The following is a 22414-nucleotide window of genomic DNA, read 5'->3' as shown; positions in this document are numbered from 1 at the left end:
ATATTTGTTTCCAAAGAAATGTAACAACCCCTTAATGGCACACGATTTAAAGAAGGAAGGTAAATTTACTTATTTAGAAGTTGGAGAAGGAACCCCCATGATAGTTTTACACGGATTAATGGGTGGATTGAGCAATTTTAGTGATGTTGCCAACTATTTTTCTAAAAGAGGATACAAAGTATTAATTCCTGAATTACCGATCTACAGCATGTCTTTATTAAAGACTAATGTAAAGAGTTTTGCAAATTACGTAGAGAAATTTATAGAGTTCAAAGGTTTAGAAGAAGTTATCTTATTAGGAAACTCCTTAGGAGGACATATCGGTCTTTTACACACTAAATTATACCCACAAAAAGTAAAAGCTTTAGTTATTACTGGAAGCTCTGGCTTGTATGAAAATGCAATGGGAGACGGCTATCCAAAACGTGGGGATTATGAGTTTATAAAGAAAAAAAGCGAAGATGTATTCTACGATCCTGCTGTTGCAACTAAAGAAATTGTAGATGAAGTATTTGCAACGGTAAACGACCGACATAAGTTAATAAAAACATTAGCAATTGCTAAGAGTGCTATTCGTCATAATATGGCGAAAGACTTACCTCATATGCACACACCTACTTGTATAATTTGGGGAGAAAACGACTCCGTTACTCCTCCAACAGTTGCTAAAGAGTTCCACGAACTACTTCCAGATTCAGATTTATTTTGGATTGAGAAATGCGGACACGCACCAATGATGGAGCACCCAAATGATTTTAATGCTATTTTAGATGAATGGCTTAAAAAGAGAAGTTTATAAACAACAAAAAGAAGACCATGCACATTAAATCCGCCACTTTTGTAATGAGTAATTCGGATGTAAAAAAATGTCCTAATGAACCGCTTCCTGAGTATGCGTTTATTGGTCGGTCTAATGTAGGAAAATCTTCTCTCATTAACATGCTCACTGAGCGTAAGAGCTTAGCTAAAACCTCTGGAAGACCTGGGAAAACACAACTTATTAACCATTTTAAAATAAATGAAAATTGGTTTTTAGTAGATTTACCTGGTTATGGATACGCAAAAGTTTCTAAAAAAGTAAAGAGTACATTTCAGAAATTTATCACTAAATATTTTGAAGAAAGACAGCAATTAGTCTCTGCCTTTGTATTGATAGATATCCGGCATGATCCACAAAAAATAGACATGGAATTTATGCAATGGCTCGGAGAACATCAAATCCCGTTTTCTATAATATTTACAAAAGCCGACAAGTTAAAGCCAAAAGCCATTGAACGTGACGTTAAGAAATACTTAGACGTTTTAATAGCAGATGTTTGGGAAGAAGCTCCTAATTATTTTATCACTTCTTCTACGTCTGGCACTGGAAAAGATGAACTTTTAGAATATATCGATCAAATAAATAAAGAGTACAATAACGCTTAATTTTTAATTCAATTTCACAATTGCCTTATTCATTAATCCGTCTATATCTTTAATTTTAATATTTCCTTCAGCACTAATAATTACGAAGTCTTTATCGTCTTTGACCTTCATAATTACCTCTTTAATTTTATTTCGTTTTTCAAAATAATACAGTCCAACTCTAGCACCGTCGCTATTTACAAACATTAAAGACTCATAGCCTTTTTGACTTACAAATTTATTAAATTTACGCTCTAGATTTTCTGTCCCAACTTCTGCTCCCACCAATACACGGTAACGAGATATCCCACTTACCACTTGATTCAACTCTTTAAAATCGTCATCGTCTACAAACATATTTACTAAAAAATTAGACGCACTTAAAGAAAAGGCAATATCTTCTTTATTTTCTTTTCTAAAGGAATCATAAGGAGTAGACGCCCCACATGAAGCAAAGAATGTAGCTACAACTGCAATAATTAAAACTTTTTTCATCTGTTTATTGTTTTTTATTGTTGTCCGATAAAAGCAGACAGCGTTCATTGCATTCCACATATATCAAGGGTTAATAGAGGTTTTTAAAATAGCCCCCTTACTATTAAGAAAAATGAATAAAAAGAGGAGTTTAGTAATGTTACTTCCCTAAGCTACTCTTTTTGTAACAGTTAAGATTTATTCTTTGTTCTTTTCTCTTACAGCGAAGCGGTCTTGTATTTTTACTCGGACATTAATATTTTTTTATGCTCTAGTTTAGAATTACGTTGATTATACTTTACAGACGAACAGCAAGATTTTTTGTTACAGCACGGACAAAAGTTTTTTTTATAGAGATAAAAAAATAGAAAAAAAATGCCCCGATATAAATCGAGGCATAAAAAATATAGTGTTTTATATTATTTTTTGAGTTCTAGTTTTTCTGCAAAATAATCGCAAAAGTCGCGCATCGTAGCTGTCATTTTCTCATCTTGCGTAGCCCGTTGGTAAGTATCACTCAAAGAAACTAATGTTTGATGCATAAATTTCTTCATTTCATCCACAGGCATATCTTTTGTCCACAGATCTATTTTTAACGTTTCTTGTTGCTCGCTATCCCAAACTGAGAGTAAAAAAGCTTTTGCTTTTTCGTTTTCAATTCCACCATCTTTTGCTGTCCAATTTAGTTTTTCAGGAACTTTATTTTCGTCAAGTTCAATATGTAATTTTATATCTGAGCTATGTGTTTTAGCCATTACTTTTCAGGTTTATATTTTGATTTATTAAAAATTTCTTCTGCTGAAGTGTTCAGCATTTGCTGCAAAGATACTTCATTATTTTGCATATAGGAATTTACAATTTGCCATCCTATAAATTGTCCTATTCTTCCAGGAGATTCATTGTCTAATTCTAAATAAAATTTAGAGAATGGAGCTGGATTTATAAAGCGTTCTCCCAGTTTTGCATCCGTAGAAAAAAGCAATTCTTTCTCTATAAAATACCGCCAAATATAATTTTCATTAGCCAACGCCCAATTATATTCAGACTTATTATATCCAATAACACTCTCTTTCTCTGCTGAAGGATAAAACAAATCTAAAAGATAATACAGCTTTCCGTAATAAATTAATTGTGCTAAAAAGCTTCTATTACTTGGCGCCTTTACCTTACTCCTAGCAATAGTTCTTGCTATATCTACAGGAATTTTGGAAGCTTCAAAATTTTTCTTTAAATACTCTTGAATTCCGCCATAATACCTATGTGTAGCTCCTAAATAATTATCTAAGCCTAAGAGCAACAAACTATCAGCATAAATAACCCTGTTCTTGTAATCCACATCTGAGATTACAGTAATAATTTTAGGCGATTTAAAGTCGTTAAAATAATAAGTAACATGCTGAAAAACCGATTTTATCTCAGAGGAATTATCTTCAAAATTTTTAAATTTTTTCTGAATCTCAGCATACATATCCCTCTGCAAAGAATCGTTCATTCTTTGCACCCAAATACTATCGTTATAAGATTTTGGAAACAAATAAGGATATTTATTTTTTAAATCGGGAAGCGTTAACGGACTAGCATTTGCAAAAGCCTTATCGAATCTATCAATTTTTACATTCAAATCTATTTTAGCTACCTCCCTTTCAACTTTCGCCTCATTGGAGCATGCAATTAACAATATAACAAGAAGTAAGCACAAAAATTTACTCATACACAATATTTTAAAACCTTTAGTCTTTTCGTTTTTTAAAAATTTAAGAATCTGTTACATTTGTTTGCAAAGTTAACCGAATGTAAAATTACACCTAAATTTTTAAGGTACACAAATTACATTTTTCTTTACACTTACTTTTTAATAACCCATTATACACACAAATTATGAATACAGAAAAAGTAATAACTCATATTGTAGATTGGCTTAAGGATTATGCTACCAATGCAAAAATGAATGGTTTTGTTATTGGAATTTCTGGAGGAATTGACTCTGCAGTTACCTCTACCTTATGCGCTAAAACTGGATTGGATGTTTTATGCTTAGAAATGCCTATCCATCAAGCCGAAAACCAAGTAAGTCGTGCTTTAAACCACATTAGTTGGTTACAAAAAAATTATTCTAATGTGGACACCAAGCAAGTTAATCTAACTACTGTTTTTGATAGTTTAGTAGCTTCTTTCCCAAAAGTAGAGAGTGAAGAGGAGCGTTTTATGGCTTTAGCAAACACTAGAGCTCGTTTACGAATGACCTCTTTATATTATTTTGCTGCCCTAGAAAAATATTTAGTAGCTGGCACTGGAAATAAAGTGGAGGATTTTGGGGTTGGTTTCTACACAAAATATGGTGATGGCGGAGTAGATTTAAGTCCGATTGCCGACCTATTAAAAACAGAAGTATATGAAATAGCAAAAGTCCTTGGCATTAATCAAGACATACAAAAAGCAGCTCCTACTGATGGTTTATGGGGAGACAATAGAACTGACGAAGACCAAATAGGAGCATCTTACCCAGAATTGGAATGGGCAATGGAACAGACTGAAAAAGGAAAATCAACAACAGATTTCGACAATAGAGAGAAAATAGTCATGGAAATTTATACTCGCTTAAACCGAGCAAATAAGCACAAAATGGATCCAATCCCAGTGTGTATAATCCCTGCGGAATTAAAAAAATAAATATTTTTAAGAAAGTTTTTTCCTATACTTGATTATAAGACTAATTTTTACTATATTTACTTACAAATAGAGTAAAATCCCCCAAGCTCATATGACGTATATTATCTACGAGAAAATTTGTTGTGGCTTATTTGAAACAAACTTTAAAATACCTCAATTATGATTAAAGTTTTAGTTGCTGATAACCACCCTATCGTAAGAATAGGATTAGAGACAGCCTTGAACAACAATGGAATTACCGAAGTAATTGGTAGTGTAAGTACAACAACAGAATTATTCAACGCACTTTCAACAAAAAATCCTGATGTGATTTTATTGGAAATGGATATTCCTGAAGTAAACGGTATCACTGCCCTTCGAAGACTTAAAAAGGACCAAAGTGATATAAAGGTTCTTATTTACAGTACACAAGCTGAGGACGTTTACGCCCTAAGCACACTAAGAGCTGGAGCTTCTGGCTATGTATCTAAAACAGCCTCTTTAGACACCCTAATTGATGCTATCAAAAGAGTAGCTAATGGCGGTATGTTTATTACAAATGAACTTGCGCAACGATTAGCATTTGACGAGAGCACAAACAAACCTAGAAAATTATTTAGGAAATTATCGACTCGGGAAATCGAAGTTTTAAAACTTCTAGCTTCTGGTAGAAGGAATAAGCAAGTAGCAGAGGAGCTTGGACTGAATGAAAAAACAGTAAGCACCTACAAAGCTAGACTTATGAAAAAGCTAAATGTAGATAATATGGTCGATATGCTTCAACAAGCTAAAGCCCTAGAATTATACTAAAAAATATAGGCTTTTTACGCTACAAAGCACTCTTTGATAGAGTGCTTTTTTTATGACCGATTCTTAACTATAAAATGTAGTATTGGTTACCAATCCAAATCTATCTGACAGTGTTTTTCTTAAATCCCAGTAGTTTTTAATGTCTTCTAGCTGTTCTGTAGTTGCATTATTATTAGCTCCAATTACTTCATGGATACTATCTACCAGCATATTTAATAACTTTAAACGGAGCATAGATATGGTTTGAAAAACTAATAAGTGAACAGACATACTTTTATCTTTTACTAAAATATCTTTACTCTCCCAGTTTGAAAGCGCATACTTTTCTTCGTTCATCAAAATATCTACTACAGATGCATTTTGTTCAAATGTTAATTTCTGAAGGAAACTATCCATTTTCAATACCCCTTCAACGTTAAACATTTCTATTAATATTGTATAAATAGCATGAAAATCTTTATTTGCAAACTCAATTTCATCGGCTTGTAAATCCAAAAAAATCTTTTCATAAACCTTCATGTCTACTTTAATTTCTTTCTGAATCATATCTCCATTGTCATCATCTTCCAAAACAATATCATTAAATGTTTCGGTTTTATCGCCATGAAATAATAAAATACCAATAATAGATTTTTCTAGTTCATTTAACTGGTTTACTTTTTTCGAGCTAGTTCCCTCTCCAGGTCTAACAACATTAAAGTTATTTTTCTTACGCTCTTCTTTATGCTTTTTATTAGCATCTGCCACTTCTTTATTACCCAATTGAGCTAGGGTATTATAAAGCACATCTTCAGAAATATCCATAATTCTAGAACATTCCTGAACATAAATTTCACGCTGAATTCGATCTGGGATTTTAAAAATACTATTTACAATTTCTCTAATAGTATCCGCTTTTTTTATAGGATCGTTTTGAGCATCTTTAACAAGTAACGAAGCTTTAAAACGGATAAAATCTGTAGCATTTTCTTCTAAAAAAGAAACTAGATCTTCCTCGCTATTGGCACGGGCGTAACTATCGGGATCCTGACCTTCGGGGAAGGTACAAACTTTTACATTCATGCCCTGTTCCAAAATAAGATCAATACCCCTCAACGAGGCACGTAATCCAGCTGCATCCCCATCAAATAAAACAGTTATATTTTTTGTTAACCTATTAATTAACCGAATCTGATCTGGTGTTAATGCAGTTCCACTAGAGGCTACTACATTTTCAATTCCACTTTGATGAAATTGAATAACATCTGTATAACCCTCAACTAAAAAACAATTATCTTGTTTAGCAATAGCCTGTTTAGCATGGTAAATTCCATAAAGCACTTTGCTTTTATGGTAAATGTCACTTTCAGGAGAATTTAGATATTTAGCTGCTTTTTTATCAGAAGTTAAAATACGACCTCCAAAACCTAAAACACGACCACTCATAGAATGTATAGGAAACATAACCCGCCCTTTAAAGCGGTCGAACATCCTCTTATCATCAGATCCCTCTTTCTCCTTAACAATAGTAAGTCCAGTTTTTTCCAAATATTCAAGTTGATACCCAGCTCCTAATGCCTCTTTTGTAAAAGCATCCCATTGATCTAAAGAATATCCTAGCTTGAATTTATCTATGGTTTCTTTGGTAAAGCCACGTTCCTTAAAATAAGTACCTCCTATTGCTTTTCCTAATTCTGAATTTTTTAATGTTTTTTGAAAATAAGATTGTGCAAATTCAGACACCAAATACATACTCTCCCGTTCGCTAGACTTTTCCTTTTCTTCATTAGTCTGCTCGGTTTCTTCAACTTCAATTCCGTATTTTTTTGCCAAATATTTAATAGCCTCTGGATAGGTATAATGCTCATGTTCCATTAAAAAAGCAACAACATTCCCTCCTTTTCCACTACTAAAATCCTTCCATATCTGCTTAACTGGAGATACCATAAAACTAGGGGTACGCTCATCCGAAAAGGGACTTAAACCTTTATAATTTGACCCTGATCTTTTTAACTGAACGAAATCGCCAATAACTTCCTCTACTCGGGAAGCATCAAAAACTTTATCTATGGTTTCTTTTGCAATCAAAATCTAAATGCCTTTTTATAAAAATAACAATTCCCACTGAAAAAAGTGGGAATCAAAAGTAAGTAATTATTCTCTCAAAGTAATATTGAAGATGTTTTATTCATGCTGAGGTCATTGTAATTATCCCTAAGGATGATAGATGAGATTTATATCAAAAAATTTGTCAGGAATTTAAGAAAAAACTTAGGAAAAATAAAAGACCGCTTCACTACAAGAAATAAGAATAAAGATTGAATATTATAAGGCAGGTAAATACTTATCGTCAATTTTTAAAAATAACAGGGGCTTCTTCTTTATTTCGTATTCTTTTAATACCTTAACTTAATTCATAGTTTTGTTTTTTTTGCATGTGTGGTAATAATTATGTTTATGGTTTATTGTGTATTTAAAGCACCTAATAATTAATTTACATGGTAGCGCACAATTTTATTGCTCTATTAAATCGTCTAGCGAATATTGCTCTTAAGCTCTTAAGCTTAGACAATTCATAAAGTTTATTTTTATCTTGAATATCTAACCAAAGCATTGGATCATTCTCAAAGATAGCACCAAAGACAAGGGCTAATTCGTGATTTAAAGAACGTTCCTCTTTTATGAGTTTAGTTAAATTCGATGGTCTAATTCCAATGTATTCGGCAAACTTGTTTTATTCCAATTGAATCTTCTATATACATTCTTTGACCAAGAGCCTGTGTAGCTCCATATTTTTTCTTGTACCACTCAATTAAGTTTGTTTTAGAAGTAAAAGTCAAAAACTCTTGATTTCACTACTGTTTCGCCTATTTTTTATATACTTGTTAGCGATTCAGGCTTCTTTAGCTAGCATTGTTTCATAGTTGTTTATATATCATATTGCACATATCAAATCCGTCTGCCCAAAAGTCCTTTTGAATTTCAAACAGTTCAAAACCTTGTTTCTCGTAATATTTATAAGCAACTTGTGAAATCCTAACAGTTATTTTTCGGATGGTTTTAATAGATTTTAATTTATCTATTCTATATTTTAATAATTTTGTCCCTAAAAATTTCCCTTGATAGTCGGGATGAAATATATCCCAACTAATTTTACATATAGTTTTTCCGTCTGCAAAATTGATTCCACCACAACCCACAATTTTATTGTCACAGAGTAATACATAATAGAGTTCTCTTTCGGTCTCTAAATATCTTTTTTAATCTTCTTCTTCATCAACAGCAAAAAACTTAAGCGTATTCAAACGTAATAGATGAATGATTTCATTTTCATCTGGTTAGACATATTCTCGAATTGCTAAATCTGATGTCTTTTCCTTAAACAAGAGTCTTTTTATCTTTAACTGTTAGCACAACTCCGAGTATTAGGAATGTCAAGAATATGGGATACAATACAAAAAATGTTGTGTGCATTGAGGTTAATGATAAGCCTACTGCTAAAAACATATGTAAGCAAGCAATTACAATCATTCCTAAGGTTCCGATGGTAAAAAAAGGATGAAAATTCTTCATTTTACTGTTGTTTTATTTGTTAATAATTATTTTAGGCTCGTAACGTTTTTTTTTGGCTGACCGCTAACGTGTTTATATGTTTTATTGTGTGTTTAAGCGTCTAATTTAGTAAATAGAAACTGAATAAAAAGTCCGCGAGGATTTTAAGAAGTAAACTAGAGCTTTAGCAATAAATTATATGCTTTGTTGACAACTGTGTTTTCCATTTATATATATCTCCGATATTCTTTTACTAATTTCTTTTTCAATTTTGGAAATTCCTTTTTGTAATATTTAAAGAATAATTCAGAGTTATTAAATTCAAATTTTTGATTAGAATCTTTTGTTAAGTTTTTATTTAGACTTGTCAGAATAATGTTGTCACTAATTTTTGTAAATAATTCATTAAATAGAGAAATAAATTTTTCTGAAAAATATATTTCATTTTCTTCTATTTTTATTTTAATTTTTTTGTTCAACTCAAGGACTTTTCCAAACACGTTTCTTCCTTCCTCGATTGTTGGTCCCATATTTTGTTCAGCAAGAGTATGTCCAAGTGCTAAAAATTCTAATTCTCGTGAAAGTTTAATAATGTCTAAATGAATTCCCTTAATTATTTCAGCTCTTTCTTTGTGGATGAAAGTAAATTTTATTTCGGCTTTTCTTATATAAAATTCAAAAATAGTTCTTAAAACATAACCAAAAGCAAAAATCAAAACTGTTGTTTGAGACCAATATTTAATTAAGAAATCTAAAATTTTCATTAAAGTAGTTTTTCATTGTTGCCAACGGTTTGTAGTCGAGTAGACAAGGGGAGTTTCACCCGAGCCTCTCACAGAACCGTATGTGATAGTCTCCCATCATACGGCTCTTGTTATACAAATCTAATATACTAATTTACCAAACATACCTATTTAATAGTGGAGAAATAAGTCAGATAAAGTCTCGTATTCTTTTTTAAAAGCCCTTCAAAAACATATTCTATGCTGTTTAAAGCTCCCTAATTTTAACATACAACTTAATTAGATTGTAAAATAAAAGCCCTTAAAAGGGCTTAAATCTATCTTGTTTTTATAAAATTAATGGCTTGTGCAACTGTTTTATAATTTTTTCTTATTTGGATTCTTTTTATTTGAAAATAAAGAAACAATCTCAATTGTATTTTTATTGATTCTATAGTATAGATTGTTGTTCTTTTCAACGACAGCTTTTTGGATATTCTTTTATTTCGATTGATTCAAGAAAAATTTCAGGCATTTTTGAAATCAGTTCGATTGTGTGATCTAATTTTGCAGTAAACTTTCTTAATTCTTTTTCAGTCCAATTGGTTTCAAGGTATTCAATAGTTTCTTTAAGTTCAGATATTGCGTGGTCAGTCCACAGTATTTTATAACCACTTTTCATAAATCCCTTTCACGGTTGAGTGAGAAGTCAATTTTCCGTTGTCAGCATCTTGAATTCCTTTCTCAATAGATTCTCTTTCGTCCGCTGAAATTTCGTTCCACCAATCAGTTTTTTCTTTTTCTCTTAATTCCATCAGTTTATCAATCAAATACTTATCGTTTAATGTTGACAACCATTGAATTAACTCGATTTTTTTATTTTCTAAACTTAAATCCATAATATCAAAGTTACAAATTTAATTCTATCATTCAATTTTTACGTGAATTTTTTAAAACTGTTGTACAACGTTAAATACATGGCAAGTTGGGCGAAAAACAAGCGATTATTTTCGATTTAGTCACAAGCCATATCTTTTGCATTTTGTTTTAATTTTTTCTTTTTTAATACCAAATCAAAAGATTTGGCGACTTTGCAAATAAGCACATACCTTTCGGTTAAACACTAATCGCCTTATTTGCTATATATAGTGTTAGGTGGCGTTTTCCTCATTAAACAAATTGAAATCTACTCGGTATTTAAGGTCAAGTTTTGGGTACATATTGAATAAATTATTTTGAGAAATTTTAATCAAGTCCTTTTGTTTTTCAATAGAAAGATTTTCATAAACCTTTTCAGAAATTCCCCAATTTTCACATTGCATAATCAAATGAGTTGAAAGTCTCATTTCTAATTCGTTTTCGTTTAATGATTTCCAACTCTCCAAATATTCAAGAGTCCACTTGTCAGTAGTGTTAATAGGATAAAATATTAATATTTTAGATTTGCCTTCATAAGGGAAAATATTAGTGTAAATAGATTCTAATTTATTTGGGCTGATATGTATAGAACTAGCATATGCTTCTTTGAGAGGGTAACTTAAAGAGATGAAGTCAAAATTCTTGTTTTCGCTTTCAAGGTCAACTTTAAACTTAGAAAACTCTTTATTTCTTGATTTTAATAGTTCTTCAATTACAATTAAATTTTGTTTTGAATATTGTAGAGCACTTACAGTATTTGGATTAGATTTAAGTATTGCAGAATTTATAGTTCTAGTTTCTCTTTCTTTTATGATTTGCTCTTTACGAATCATAGACAATAATGTTCTAAAAGCAAAAAGCAAGTTGATTTGATATTCATTAAAATCTAATGGATGAGTTTCGATTGGAAGAAATATGTCTGTATCGTGTTGATTACATAAAGTTGGATATGAATGTGCTTGATTCAATCCTATTTTTTTAAAAGCAGTTATAGAGCCAAAATTCTTTCCAGTCCATTTAAAAACATCAATGGGTTTTATTTCATAAATATGCCCACTAGATTCAATATTACTTAAAACTCCATTTTTTTGAAGAATGTGGGAATTTATAGCTTTTTCAGAACATTCTTCAATTAGGCAATCCCATTGAATAGCTTTTACGTTTCTATTAATGCCTGCTAGTATTTTTTCTCCCTTTTTTTTGTCTTTTCCCAATGATTACTTTTAATGACACCTAACATATATATAAACACAATAGCACTTATCTTTCTCCCTTAAAACTCCTTGCTAAAAAGTTATAAGAAAATACATACTATTGGTTATCAATTATAATTATATTCTTTTATACTATTTCAACACCCTACAGTTTACTTAGAGAATAAGTAATTCTACTTTTTCCTTTCTATTACATAATTCACCATTAACTCTAATGAATCTTTGTAAACGGAGTCTGGAAAGTTGGACAGTAGTAAAAGTGCTTCTTTTTGGAAAGAAATCATTTTCTCTTCAGCATATTGCAAACCTCCTTTTTCTTTCACAAAAGCAATAACTTCTTGAACACGCTTTTTGTCTTTATTATATTTCTTTACAGAATTAATAAGCCATTTTTTATCCTCTTTAGTAGCATTATTCAAGCTATAAATTAGAGGCAAGGTCATTTTTTGCTCTTTTATATCTATACCAGTAGGTTTTCCAATAGGGCCATCTGTATAATCAAACAAATCGTCTTTTATCTGAAAAGCCATTCCTATAAGCTCTCCAAATTTTCGCATCTGCTCAACTTCTTCGGATTGAGGTTTTACAGAACAAGCCCCCAAACTACAACAGGCTGCTATTAATGTGGCTGTTTTTTGTCGGATAATCTCGTAGTAAACCTCTTCTGTAATATCTAAACGTCGGGCTTTTTCTATTTGAAGTAACTCCCCTTCGCTCATTTCTCGAACTGCTACTGAAATGATTTTAAGCAAATCAAAATCTTCATTATCTATAGAAAGTAATAAACCTTTTGAAAGCAGGTAATCTCCCACCAAAACGGCAATTTTATTTTTCCAAAGGGCATTGATAGAAAAGAAACCTCGTCTCCGATTGCTATCGTCCACCACATCATCATGCACTAAAGTAGCGGTATGAATAAGTTCAATAACACTTGCTCCACGGTAAGTGCGCTCGTTTACTTTTCCTCCAGAAACCATTTTGGCAACCAAAAAAACAAACATTGGTCGCATTTGCTTTCCTTTTCGATTTACTATATAATAAGTAATCCGATTAAGTAAAGCTACTTTGGAAGACATCGATTCATGGAACTTTTTTTCAAAAAGTTCCATCTCGGCACGTATAGGTTCTTTAATTTGTTCTACTACCTTCATAAAGAGCATAAAGATAATGAAGTTATAAAAACCTCCTCTTTATTTTTGAAGAAAACCTCTATCTCTAAATATAGAAATTAATTCTTGGGAGTCTGTTTTATATTTTGGAAGGAGAATTTCTCTTTTTCGTCCAGATTTTAAATAAATAATAAAAGATTTTCGTTTTAATAGCTTCTTAAGCTTTACCTTTTTTATTTCTTCAAAAGCTATAATCTCTTTATTGGAGAATTGAAAAATCCAAATCAATGCAAAAGCACAAATAAGCCCAATTACAATAAGTAAAAAACTATAATGTGTTTCTCCTTTAAAATAATGGTATAAATTAAGAGTTCCGTTTATTAATCCCAAAGACAATACTATTTTCAGAAATATATATTGGCGTTTTTGTCCGTCATTTATATGAAGTGCATTGTCAATAATTTTTAATTCTCCTATTTGTAATTGCATGACTATAGAGTTAGTTCCTACAATTTAAGAATTTTTAAAGACTATATCAATTACGATTTATTGGCTAGTTGCCCGCATGCCGCATCAATATCCTTGCCTCGAGAGCGTCTAACGGTGACTGTAATTCCGTTCCGTTCTAATATTTGCTGATACATTTCTATTGCACTAGTATCGGCCTGATTAAAAACTTCATCTCCAATTGGATTGTACTCTATAATATTTACTTTAGAAGGCGCAAACTTGCAAAATTTAACTAAGGCATCTGCATCCTTACGGGTGTCGTTTATTCCTCTCCAAACTACATATTCATAGGTAATTCTACTTTTAGTTTTATCGTACCAATATTGTAATGCCTCTCTTAAATCGGCTAACGGAAAAGTTGCATTAAACGGCATTATTGAAGTTCTAACCTCATCTATTGCAGAATGTAATGACACTGCCAATTTAAACTTCACTTCGGTATCTGCCATTTTTTTAATCATTTTTGGCACTCCAGAAGTAGATACTGTAATTCTCCGTGGAGACATTCCTAAACCCTCTGGGGAAGTTATTTTTTCAATAGCAGCTAATACATTATTGTAATTCATGAGCGGTTCTCCCATTCCCATAAAAACAATATTAGAAAGTGGTTTATCAAAATACAACCTACTTTCATTATCAATTGCTACTACTTGATCATAAATTTCATCAGGATTTAGATTTCGCATCCGTTTTAACTTAGCAGTAGCACAAAATTTACAGTCTAAACTACATCCAACCTGACTAGAAACGCAAGCTGTAGTTCTAGAAGCTGTAGGAATTAAAACCGATTCTACAATTAAATCATCATGAAGACGCACTGCATTTTTTATAGTACCATCATTACTGCGCTGCATTTGATCCACTTTGATATGGTTAATAACAAAATTATCTTCTAACATCTTTCTAGTTTCCATAGAAATATTTGTCATGGCCTCAAAAGAGTATGCTGCTTTTCCCCATAACCACTCATAAACCTGATTACCACGAAAAGCTTTATCTCCTTGAGAAACGAAAAAATCTCTAAGTTGCTCTTTTGTTAGTGCGCGTATGTCTTTTTTTGCTGCTTGCATAGGTGCAAAGATACGTTTTGATTATAATTTATCACTAATAAACCCTCATAGAAGGTTTTATAACAATCAAAGTAGCTACTTCTAGAAAAGAAGCTGAATAGCGTTAATAAAGTGTCCCAATCAACTACCTCGAGGCAAGCCTATGAGGTATTCAAAAGGAAAAATAATATAATCCATTTCGACATAGAACACTTCGATATACTCAGAACAGGCTCTGGGAAATAAAACCCTCAATGAGAAATTAAAAACGCAAAAAAGTCCTGCTCAATAAAAAACAGGACTTTTTTAGATACTAATCTTTAATTATAAAATAAGCATAGCATCTCCGTAAGAATAGAATTTATATCCTTCTTTGATGGCTTCTTTATATGCTTTCATTACAAAATCATGACCTGCAAAAGCAGAAATCATCATTAATAAAGTAGACTTTGGTGTATGGAAGTTTGTTACCATACAGTTTGCAATACTAAAATCGTATGGAGGGAAGATAAATTTATTAGTCCATCCTTCATATGGATTTAATTTAAGGTCTGAAGAAACCGAACTTTCCAATCCACGCATTGCAGTGGTACCAATAGCACACACTTTACGTTTGTTCTTTTTAGCACTATTTACAATTTCTACTGCTTTATCATTAATAAATAGTTCTTCGCTATCCATTTTATGCTTAGAAAGATCCTCAACCTCCACTGGGTTAAAAGTTCCTAAACCAACATGCAAAGTAAGTTCAGCAAAATCAATTCCTTTAATTTCTAAACGCTTTAATAAATGTTTAGAAAAGTGAAGTCCCGCAGTTGGCGCTGCAACAGCCCCTTCTGTTTTTGCATAAATAGTTTGGTAACGCTCCTCGTCTGTTTCTTCAACTTCTCTTTTGATGTACTTTGGAAGTGGAGTTTCTCCTAAATCGTTTAATTTTTTTCTGAACTCTTCATAAGATCCATCATATAAAAAACGAAGCGTTCTTCCTCTAGATGTTGTATTATCTATAACCTCAGCAACTAAACTCTCATCATCTCCAAAATAAAGTTTGTTCCCAATTCTAATTTTTCTAGCAGGATCCACTAAAACATCCCAAAGACGTTGCTCTTCATTCAATTCTCTTAAGAGAAAAACTTCAATACGAGCTCCTGTTTTTTCTTTGTTCCCAAATAATCTAGCAGGGAAAACTTTGGTATTATTAAGTACCATTACATCTCCTTCATCAAAATAATCGATCAAATCCTTAAACATTTTGTGTTCAATTTTTTGCTCTTTTCTATGAAGCACCATTAAACGAGATTCATCTCTGTGCTCCGAAGGATATTCTGCTAATAATTCTTTAGGAAGTTCAAAATTAAAATGTGATAATTTCATCTGTAAATATTTATCTTTTTTTCAGAAGTCTAAAGAGCACAAATAAAAAACCGATATCCTACACCTACATTGATTATAGAAAAATCGGCAATTAATTTAAACGTATTCTTTTAGATTCAAATCTGTTATGAATTATAAGGAATTCTTATTTTTTAAATACTAAATTCCAACCATCGCATTTTTGCGAGCTGCAAATATACAATATGGAGATAGGGGTTGTCAAGTAAATCGACAATTATTTCTTGTTTTCAAGGAATTAGCTCATCAAAAACTAAAAAAAGACTCTTTTTTATTATTATTATCCGATAAAAGTTAACAAAATTTATTGGACTCCACTTATATCACGGTTAAAATGAGGTTTTCAAAATAGCTCTCTTGTATTAATAAAAATGAATATAAAGAGGATTTAGCAATATTATTTCTTTTAGACTACTTATTTTACGATAGTTAATATCTGTTCTTTGTTCTTATAGTGAAGCGGAATTACATTTTTACTCGGACACTAATAGTTTTTTATAGATTTTTAACCTTGAACCTTAATTTTAAGAGATTCCATGTCTTTCCAAAAATCTGGATATGATTTAGAAACCACTTCGGCATCGTTAATTACAATTGGAACTCTTAATGCTAATGGCGCAAATGCCATTGCCATTCTATGATCATTATAAGTATCTATGGCTATTTTTTCTTTTATAATTTCTGATGGTTCCAAAAACAGTTCTTTATTGGTTACAGAAATGTTTGCTCCTAGTTTGGTTAATTCTGTTTTTAAGGCTTCCAATCTATCTGTTTCTTTAATTTTTAAGGTATGAAGTCCAGAAAGCTCACATTTTAATCCTAATCCAAAACAACTTACCGCTATTGTCTGTGCAATATCTGGAGCATTTGCCAAATCTATATTTATAACTGTTTCCTGCGGAATTTCTTTTACTTTTTTAAGTTTAACAACATTTTTATTAAAAGAAGTTTCTACACCAAATTGCTTATAAATTTCTTGTAAGACACTATCACCTTGCAAACTTGTAGCCTTATAACTCGCAATAGAAATTTCCGAACCTACTTCTACCAATGAAGCAATACTATAAAAGTAAGAAGCCGAACTCCAATCGGATTCTACCACCAATGTTTTTTCTGATATTTTAGCAAGTGGATTAACAGAGATAACATTGCCATTAAAACTGGTTGAAACCCCAATTTCTTCAAGCAAAGCCAAGGTCATTTTAATGTATGGAACAGAAGTAATTTTACCCTCTAAAGTAAGCTCCAATCCGTTTTCTAAAGTTGGTGCTACTAATAACAAAGCAGAAATATACTGACTACTTACATTGGCAGCCAATGAAACCTGATGCTTTGTAATTTTTTTTCCTTTAATTTTTAATGGCGGATACCCCTCATTTTTTTCATAAGTAATATCGGCTCCTAATTGACCAAGTGCGTCTACCAAAATCTTTATAGGGCGTTCGGTCATTCGTTGAGACCCTGTTAAAACTACATCTCTTCCTTCTTGGGTTGCAAAAAAAGCAGTTAAAAAACGCATAGCAGTACCCGCATGATGAATATCTACCGTTCCGTTATGCACCTGAAGTCCTTTTTGCATTACTTGAGAATCATCAGAATTTGATAAATTCTCAATACTAATAGTTGGATATAAAGCCTGTAAAAGCAATGCTCTATTACTTTCACTTTTAGAACCTGTTATGGTTATATGTTGATGTATGTTATGCTGATTGGAAGATAAAAGTAAGTTCACTATTATAAAATTTCTGATGGTTTTTATTGATGAAATAAATTATTTCAATTTTTGGTTATTATGGTGTCTATCGTGGTCACGCTCTGTTTTAATGCCCATTTTTTTATCAAAAGAAGCTTGTAAGTCGATTCCAGTTTGGTTTGCTAAGCACAAAACTACAAAAACAACATCGGCAAGTTCTTCACCTAAATCTTTATTTTTATCGCTTTCTTTCTCGCTTTGTTCTCCATATCTACGTGCAATAATACGGGCTACTTCTCCTACTTCCTCTGTAAGTTGCGCCATATTGGTAAGTTCATTAAAATAGCGAACTCCATGCTCTTTTATCCATTTATCAACTTCGAGTTGTGCGTTTTTTATGTCCATTATTAACTTTGACTTAATACTACTTTTTCTGATTCTTTTTCAATTATTTTGCTAAAATACTGCTTTATTGAATCATAATAAAGCGATGGAACAATTGCTGATGAAATTTCTAATTCAACACTAAGTTGCAAATTGCCTGTACTTGTTCCAGCCATATAAGAAAAACTACCTATTCCGTCTGGTAAAACTAACTTTGTTGACTCTGGCAACGATTCAACCTTATAACCTTCTGGTATAGCAATATTAATAGCATATTTTTCTTTATGAGGATAAGAAAAATCAATTGGAAACTCTCTTTTTTCTAATTTAAATGGGTTTTCTAATTGTGTAAAGAAAAACAATGGCGAAACATATATCTTATCTGCAATTTGATCATAGGCATTTTCTTTATAAAAACTATATTGTTCAATAAGTGGTTTATTAACATCATATTGGTTTTTAACTTCGTATTCATCTATCTCAACCCCCAAATACCTATCTTCAATACTTTTTATTAAATCATCCTTGCTCTTTTGATCATTTTTCACTCTATAATTATAGGCATTATAATCTAAATATTGTCCTCTTACTTTACCTTTTACCGAACCATCATCATTTAATTCCACATTCATAAAAACCATTTCATTAGAAATTGTATGAGGAGCCAAATCTACTTTCAAAGATTCTCCCCCTTTTTTTATCAACCTTCCATTCCAATTTAAAGCTCTAGTTGGCAATAAATTAGGTTTTGAGTATTTACTTGTAGCGTCCAACAAGATTACATCCTCTCCAACAACGGCTGCAGTAATTACATAGTTAAAGCCTTCACGTGTTGGAAAAAGTGGGATTCCATTTGAACGTGTACTAACTAAAACTGGATATGCTTCTATCCCAGAATATTGAAGCATTGCTGTAAACATTAAATTAATCTCAGCTACATTACCTGTATTATCTTTATAAGCATTTCTCACCCCATCATTACATGTATAACCGTAAACTCCATTCCATGACATTTTATTCTTTACAAACTCAAAGACTAATGCCATTTTATCTTTTACATTAGATGTTTGATTAATGAGTTGATCTATTTCATCCTCAAAATAACCTGTCTTTTTTAATTCTGTACCAAAATCTGGATCCTCATATATTTTTTTTGTAACATCCTCCCATGTGGTACTATAACTTTCTATTGAAGAATTAGGATATTTAATATAAGACAATTCATAATCTAAACTTGCTCTATAATTATCTATATTATTTACAAATGGCTCATCTTTCATGCTAGGAATATCTGTAAGACTTATAGAACTTATATTAACTAAGTAATCTATTTTGCCACTTTGATAGCTAGTTCTTACTTGATCGTAAGCAGAAGTACCTCCCGATCTTTGTTTATTCATATAATTTACAGATTCACTACCAGAACTAGTTTTCAATCCTATATCTAAATACCCCTTTACTACAGGCTTAAAATAGTAATACTCTGGAAATTCATAAGTAGCTTCTATAAAATCCACAGGAACTTCTTTTTGTATATTTACCGTTTGAATATTAGAAACGTAAGGCGATGTAATAGTATACTTATACTCTATGATACTCCCTTCTTTTATATCTGGAAAAGTAAAAGTTTGACTCTTCCAATATCTGGATTCATCATTCTTAAAAATGGCATCTCTTGATAGTTTAGATTCCTTGATTTTTCCATCTTCTAAATTATAGGTATACCCTCTTAAACTTGATAAATTTTCTTCATCTGTTCCGCCTGTATACAAATAAACTTTGGCTACTCCATAACCAAATCCTTTCTCATCAAATATTTTTACCCTTTTTTGAATATAAGTAACCAATACAAATCCGAGTCCATCTTTATATTCAATAGTAGAATTTTGTTTTTCATAAAGAACAGATGCTACAGCAGAAGAATCTAGTTTATGATTTTTTAAGGCCAACTCTTCTTCGGATATCTTTCCAAATTCATAATCTTGAGCAAATATTCCGTTTAAAGTTAAGAGTAGTAGTAATAGTAGGTAATAAGTTTTGGTCATGTTTAACTGTTGTTGATTAATACTATTTTAGCGTTTTCAAGTTTTGATATATTCTTCCTAAAATCTCTATATTGATTGTACTTTTCTTTAGGATAAATACCATTTTTCAAAAAAAACTTCTTTTTATATAAAAGATTATTGTCTTCTGTTTTTTCTAATTCAAATGAATAACTTCCAAATTCATTCTCAAATGATTCGTTACTCGGCATTGCCTCAATTTGATACCCTTCTGGAATTTTTATTTTATATGTATCGGAATGTTGAAATCCTCGTTCTATTTCAAATGGTGATTTTCGATCTCTATATCGAGATGGGATGTACATGTTTCTGTCAAAAGAATTCAAATTAAAAATCATACGACTTCCCGATATTGATCCATATTTTTTAGCAGAAACATCTACTTTCTCAGTAAAAACTACATTGTCTTTATCGTTTTCAAAACTGATGTTTTCTAAATTCAAATTATTTATATAACCCCAATACTCTTTATAATAATTTAATAAATCTTCATGATTATTTCCTTCCAATATAAAATGATTATCATAAACAATCCCTTTGGACACTATCTCTACTTGTCCTTTAATCCCGCCATCTCCCATTAATTCAAACGCACCAATAGTTTCCTTAGAGTTATGTTCATTTAAATAAGACACTGTTTTTACTATTTCCCCTCCTTCTGGCTTCATTATTAACACATTCCTATTATCTGTAAAATCTCCCACAAAGTTAAATGGATGAATTCTTGAGGTACAATCTATCCATAAGTATCCATTATCAGAAGGAATAGCTAAAATTGCATGATTCCCTTGTGCTAAAGAAGCAAATTCTTTATCAAAATCTACTAAATTACTTCCAGCTTCCACATGGGTATAATAAGCCTCTACACCTACTTTTTCCAATAACGCTTTTGTATAATTTGAAAGCCCTTTACAGTCGCCATACTTTACCATATCAACCTCTTCTGCCGCTATTGGCTGAATTCCCCCTATTCCTACTTGAACACTTATATAACGTGTTTGCTCTTGCACATATTCATATACCTTTTGAGCCTTTATGAGAGGATCTTCAATTCCTGCAACTAATTGTTTTACATTCTGAACAGAAGCTCCTGATAGGTTAGTTCTATCCGCCAAAATCTTGTCGTACATCCATTGCCCCAACTCATTCCAGTTTGAAGCATTTCCCTCTATTCCATTTACACTAAAATGATTCGATGCAACTTGAATTTTAGGAATTCTATTTAATAAACTTGGCGCTAATTCTTCCCTTTCAATGGCAGGCAAGGAATTGGCTTTATATGTAATTATATTATCATCTGATATCTTTTTAATATCATACCCATCAAAATTATCTTCTTTAAACCTCAATTCTGTATCTTTTTGATAAGCAATATGGTATACACTTTTTTCTACGCTTAAATTATACCCAGAGATAAAATACCAAGAAGGAATATAAGCTGTATTGGAAGTTTCTATTTCAGATACAAATTTTAAAGTATATGGATATGTTGTAGGCGTATAATCAACATAAAGCATTCTATGGTCAGAATAAAGTGTTCCATTCGGAACCGCACTTTTGTCTATAAAATCTCTTTTTTTATATTTCTTTATCTCTTGCCCTAGTTGATTATAAATACTTATTTCTAATGAATTAATTCTTCTACCCTCATTATAATATTCATACGTATCAATATGGCTATTCCCTGCCTTATTGAGTACTGTTATGGTATATTCCTTATATATTTTCATCTCATCAAAAGATGACATGTTTACAGAGATGCTATCATACCGTACTACAGCATCAGCATTTTTTAGAGATTCATTTTGAAGTAATACAGATTGTAATTCAATAGATTCTTGTGAATAAGAAGCACTTAGCGATACAAATAGACATATAAAGCCTAATAGGTTTTTTAACCTCATTTGGGTGTTTAGGATTAGTTGGGGAATAAAAATATAAAACTTCTTTAAATAAGCAACATTTTCATTGATTAAATCCTATTTTTAGAATCAATTATAATCGTTACAGGGCCATCATTTAGTAAAGAAACTTTCATATCTGCACCAAATTCTCCTGTTCCAACTTTTTTTCCTAATTCATTTTCAAGCTGATTAACAAAGGCTTCGTACAAAGGAATTGACACCTCTGGTTTTGCTGCTTTTAAATAGGAAGGTCTGTTTCCTTTTTTTGTAGAAGCATGCAAGGTAAACTGACTCACAACTATTGCATCTCCATCAACATCTTTTATTGACAAATTCATTACGCCTTCTGCATCGTTAAAAATACGGAGTCCTACTATTTTCCGACAAAGCCATGCTATATCTTCTTGTGTATCGGCATCCTCTATTCCTAAAAGAACAAGCAACCCTTTTTTAATTTCAGATTTTACTTTGCCTTCTATGGTAACACTAGCTTCTGTAACTCTTTGTATAACTATACGCATGATTTGGTTAATAGTTGATAGTTGATAGGTTGTTAGTTATTGGTTATTGGTTAATAGTTAATAGATG

General features: G+C 31.4%; 20 protein-coding genes and 1 pseudogene. 4 read left to right on the top strand and 17 right to left on the bottom strand.

The features are described from left to right. Window positions 1-34 precede the first annotated feature (34 nt). Both JOOMADRAFT_RS07570 and yihA read left to right on the top strand, forming a co-directional pair. A complete protein-coding gene (locus tag JOOMADRAFT_RS07570) occupies window positions 35-799 on the top strand; it encodes an alpha/beta fold hydrolase (protein ID WP_008612375.1) in 765 nt (254 codons plus the stop codon). A gap of 17 nt (window positions 800-816) precedes the next feature. Further along, window positions 817-1425 (top strand): ribosome biogenesis GTP-binding protein YihA/YsxC, encoded by a 609-nt coding sequence (gene yihA, locus JOOMADRAFT_RS07565; protein ID WP_008612374.1) that lies wholly within the window; start codon window positions 817-819, stop codon window positions 1423-1425. Between the two features lie 3 nt (window positions 1426-1428). Here the strand turns inward: yihA and JOOMADRAFT_RS07560 are convergent, their stop codons facing one another. From JOOMADRAFT_RS07560 to gldB, 3 genes are all read right to left on the bottom strand, one after another. Next, the gene (locus JOOMADRAFT_RS07560) at window positions 1429-1899 is read right to left on the bottom strand and encodes a DUF4252 domain-containing protein (protein ID WP_008612373.1); all 471 of its coding nucleotides are present in this window, start codon (window positions 1897-1899) and stop codon (window positions 1429-1431) included. 398 nt (window positions 1900-2297) lie between these two features. Beyond that, on the bottom strand, window positions 2298-2633 hold the full coding sequence (gene gldC / locus JOOMADRAFT_RS07555; protein WP_008612372.1) for a gliding motility protein GldC: 336 nt from the start codon (window positions 2631-2633) through the stop codon (window positions 2298-2300). Then, a complete protein-coding gene (gldB, locus tag JOOMADRAFT_RS07550) occupies window positions 2633-3589 on the bottom strand; it encodes a gliding motility lipoprotein GldB (RefSeq protein WP_008612371.1) in 957 nt (318 codons plus the stop codon). The genes gldC and gldB overlap by 1 nt, the downstream gene beginning before the upstream one ends. 167 nt (window positions 3590-3756) lie before the next feature. On the opposite strand from gldB, the gene nadE reads away from it, so the two are divergent. Next, on the top strand, window positions 3757-4548 hold the full coding sequence (gene nadE, locus JOOMADRAFT_RS07545) for an NAD(+) synthase (protein ID WP_008612367.1): 792 nt from the start codon (window positions 3757-3759) through the stop codon (window positions 4546-4548). Window positions 4549-4707: 159 nt separating this feature from the next. After that, window positions 4708-5337, top strand: a complete 630-nt coding sequence (locus JOOMADRAFT_RS07540; protein ID WP_008612366.1) for a response regulator — start codon at window positions 4708-4710, stop codon at window positions 5335-5337. A 63-nt stretch (window positions 5338-5400) separates the two neighbouring features. Here the strand turns inward: JOOMADRAFT_RS07540 and dnaG are convergent, their stop codons facing one another. The 14 genes and pseudogenes from dnaG to dtd form a co-directional block, all read right to left on the bottom strand. Next, complete coding sequence (gene dnaG, locus JOOMADRAFT_RS07535) at window positions 5401-7404, bottom strand: DNA primase (protein ID WP_008612365.1); 2004 nt, start codon at window positions 7402-7404, stop codon at window positions 5401-5403. Between the two features lie 830 nt (window positions 7405-8234). Beyond that, a pseudogene (locus tag JOOMADRAFT_RS07530) lies at window positions 8235-8561 on the bottom strand (GNAT family N-acetyltransferase); the annotation flags it as partial. Window positions 8562-9095: 534 nt separating this feature from the next. Next, on the bottom strand, window positions 9096-9632 hold the full coding sequence (locus JOOMADRAFT_RS07525) for a hypothetical protein (protein WP_008612362.1): 537 nt from the start codon (window positions 9630-9632) through the stop codon (window positions 9096-9098). A gap of 623 nt (window positions 9633-10255) precedes the next feature. Further along, window positions 10256-10489, bottom strand: a complete 234-nt coding sequence (locus JOOMADRAFT_RS07515; RefSeq protein WP_008612359.1) for a hypothetical protein — start codon at window positions 10487-10489, stop codon at window positions 10256-10258. Window positions 10490-10741: 252 nt separating this feature from the next. After that, window positions 10742-11722, bottom strand: coding sequence for a hypothetical protein (locus JOOMADRAFT_RS07510; protein WP_008612358.1), 981 nt, complete (start codon window positions 11720-11722; stop codon window positions 10742-10744). 173 nt (window positions 11723-11895) lie between these two features. Continuing rightward, window positions 11896-12873 (bottom strand): polyprenyl synthetase family protein, encoded by a 978-nt coding sequence (locus JOOMADRAFT_RS07505; protein ID WP_040879612.1) that lies wholly within the window; start codon window positions 12871-12873, stop codon window positions 11896-11898. 39 nt (window positions 12874-12912) lie between these two features. Further along, on the bottom strand, window positions 12913-13320 hold the full coding sequence (locus JOOMADRAFT_RS07500; protein ID WP_008612356.1) for a hypothetical protein: 408 nt from the start codon (window positions 13318-13320) through the stop codon (window positions 12913-12915). 50 nt (window positions 13321-13370) lie between these two features. Next, window positions 13371-14411 (bottom strand): 23S rRNA (adenine(2503)-C(2))-methyltransferase RlmN, encoded by a 1041-nt coding sequence (rlmN, locus tag JOOMADRAFT_RS07495; RefSeq protein ID WP_008612355.1) that lies wholly within the window; start codon window positions 14409-14411, stop codon window positions 13371-13373. 303 nt (window positions 14412-14714) lie between these two features. Beyond that, on the bottom strand, window positions 14715-15764 hold the full coding sequence (queA, locus tag JOOMADRAFT_RS07490) for a tRNA preQ1(34) S-adenosylmethionine ribosyltransferase-isomerase QueA (protein ID WP_008612354.1): 1050 nt from the start codon (window positions 15762-15764) through the stop codon (window positions 14715-14717). Window positions 15765-16287: 523 nt separating this feature from the next. Continuing rightward, complete coding sequence (gene aroA / locus JOOMADRAFT_RS07485) at window positions 16288-17514, bottom strand: 3-phosphoshikimate 1-carboxyvinyltransferase (RefSeq protein ID WP_008612353.1); 1227 nt, start codon at window positions 17512-17514, stop codon at window positions 16288-16290. Between the two features lie 39 nt (window positions 17515-17553). Beyond that, window positions 17554-17880, bottom strand: coding sequence for a nucleotide pyrophosphohydrolase (locus JOOMADRAFT_RS07480; RefSeq protein ID WP_008612352.1), 327 nt, complete (start codon window positions 17878-17880; stop codon window positions 17554-17556). A 2-nt stretch (window positions 17881-17882) separates the two neighbouring features. Continuing rightward, window positions 17883-19904 (bottom strand): DUF3857 domain-containing protein, encoded by a 2022-nt coding sequence (locus tag JOOMADRAFT_RS07475; RefSeq protein WP_008612351.1) that lies wholly within the window; start codon window positions 19902-19904, stop codon window positions 17883-17885. Between the two features lie 2 nt (window positions 19905-19906). Continuing rightward, the gene (locus JOOMADRAFT_RS07470) at window positions 19907-21826 is read right to left on the bottom strand and encodes a DUF3857 domain-containing protein (protein WP_008612349.1); all 1920 of its coding nucleotides are present in this window, start codon (window positions 21824-21826) and stop codon (window positions 19907-19909) included. Window positions 21827-21894: 68 nt separating this feature from the next. Then, a complete protein-coding gene (gene dtd / locus JOOMADRAFT_RS07465) occupies window positions 21895-22347 on the bottom strand; it encodes a D-aminoacyl-tRNA deacylase (protein WP_008612347.1) in 453 nt (150 codons plus the stop codon). Window positions 22348-22414 lie beyond the last annotated feature (67 nt).

It is taken from the genome of Galbibacter orientalis DSM 19592 (assembly GCF_000260115.1).
Classification (GTDB): domain Bacteria; phylum Bacteroidota; class Bacteroidia; order Flavobacteriales; family Flavobacteriaceae; genus Galbibacter; species Galbibacter orientalis.
The sequence above is the reverse complement of the archived record's forward strand: the minus strand, read 5'-3'. Positions and strand labels throughout refer to the sequence as shown.

What these genes read in the sequence shown, in the direction of transcription:
- JOOMADRAFT_RS07570 (WP_008612375.1), top strand. Translation starts at nt 35, where the DNA reads ATGGCACACGATTTAAAGAAGGAAGGTAAATTTACTTATTTAGAAGTT.
- yihA (WP_008612374.1), top strand. Translation starts at nt 817, where the DNA reads ATGCACATTAAATCCGCCACTTTTGTAATGAGTAATTCGGATGTAAAA.
- JOOMADRAFT_RS07560 (WP_008612373.1), bottom strand. Translation starts at nt 1,899, where the DNA reads ATGAAAAAAGTTTTAATTATTGCAGTTGTAGCTACATTCTTTGCTTCA.
- gldC (WP_008612372.1), bottom strand. Translation starts at nt 2,633, where the DNA reads ATGGCTAAAACACATAGCTCAGATATAAAATTACATATTGAACTTGAC.
- gldB (WP_008612371.1), bottom strand. Translation starts at nt 3,589, where the DNA reads ATGAGTAAATTTTTGTGCTTACTTCTTGTTATATTGTTAATTGCATGC.
- nadE (WP_008612367.1), top strand. Translation starts at nt 3,757, where the DNA reads ATGAATACAGAAAAAGTAATAACTCATATTGTAGATTGGCTTAAGGAT.
- JOOMADRAFT_RS07540 (WP_008612366.1), top strand. Translation starts at nt 4,708, where the DNA reads ATGATTAAAGTTTTAGTTGCTGATAACCACCCTATCGTAAGAATAGGA.
- JOOMADRAFT_RS07525 (WP_008612362.1), bottom strand. Translation starts at nt 9,632, where the DNA reads ATGAAAATTTTAGATTTCTTAATTAAATATTGGTCTCAAACAACAGTT.
- JOOMADRAFT_RS07515 (WP_008612359.1), bottom strand. Translation starts at nt 10,489, where the DNA reads ATGGATTTAAGTTTAGAAAATAAAAAAATCGAGTTAATTCAATGGTTG.
- JOOMADRAFT_RS07505 (WP_040879612.1), bottom strand. Translation starts at nt 12,873, where the DNA reads ATGAAGGTAGTAGAACAAATTAAAGAACCTATACGTGCCGAGATGGAA.
- JOOMADRAFT_RS07500 (WP_008612356.1), bottom strand. Translation starts at nt 13,320, where the DNA reads ATGCAATTACAAATAGGAGAATTAAAAATTATTGACAATGCACTTCAT.
- rlmN (WP_008612355.1), bottom strand. Translation starts at nt 14,411, where the DNA reads ATGCAAGCAGCAAAAAAAGACATACGCGCACTAACAAAAGAGCAACTT.
- queA (WP_008612354.1), bottom strand. Translation starts at nt 15,764, where the DNA reads ATGAAATTATCACATTTTAATTTTGAACTTCCTAAAGAATTATTAGCA.
- JOOMADRAFT_RS07480 (WP_008612352.1), bottom strand. Translation starts at nt 17,880, where the DNA reads ATGGACATAAAAAACGCACAACTCGAAGTTGATAAATGGATAAAAGAG.
- JOOMADRAFT_RS07475 (WP_008612351.1), bottom strand. Translation starts at nt 19,904, where the DNA reads ATGACCAAAACTTATTACCTACTATTACTACTACTCTTAACTTTAAAC.
- JOOMADRAFT_RS07470 (WP_008612349.1), bottom strand. Translation starts at nt 21,826, where the DNA reads ATGAGGTTAAAAAACCTATTAGGCTTTATATGTCTATTTGTATCGCTA.
- dtd (WP_008612347.1), bottom strand. Translation starts at nt 22,347, where the DNA reads ATGCGTATAGTTATACAAAGAGTTACAGAAGCTAGTGTTACCATAGAA.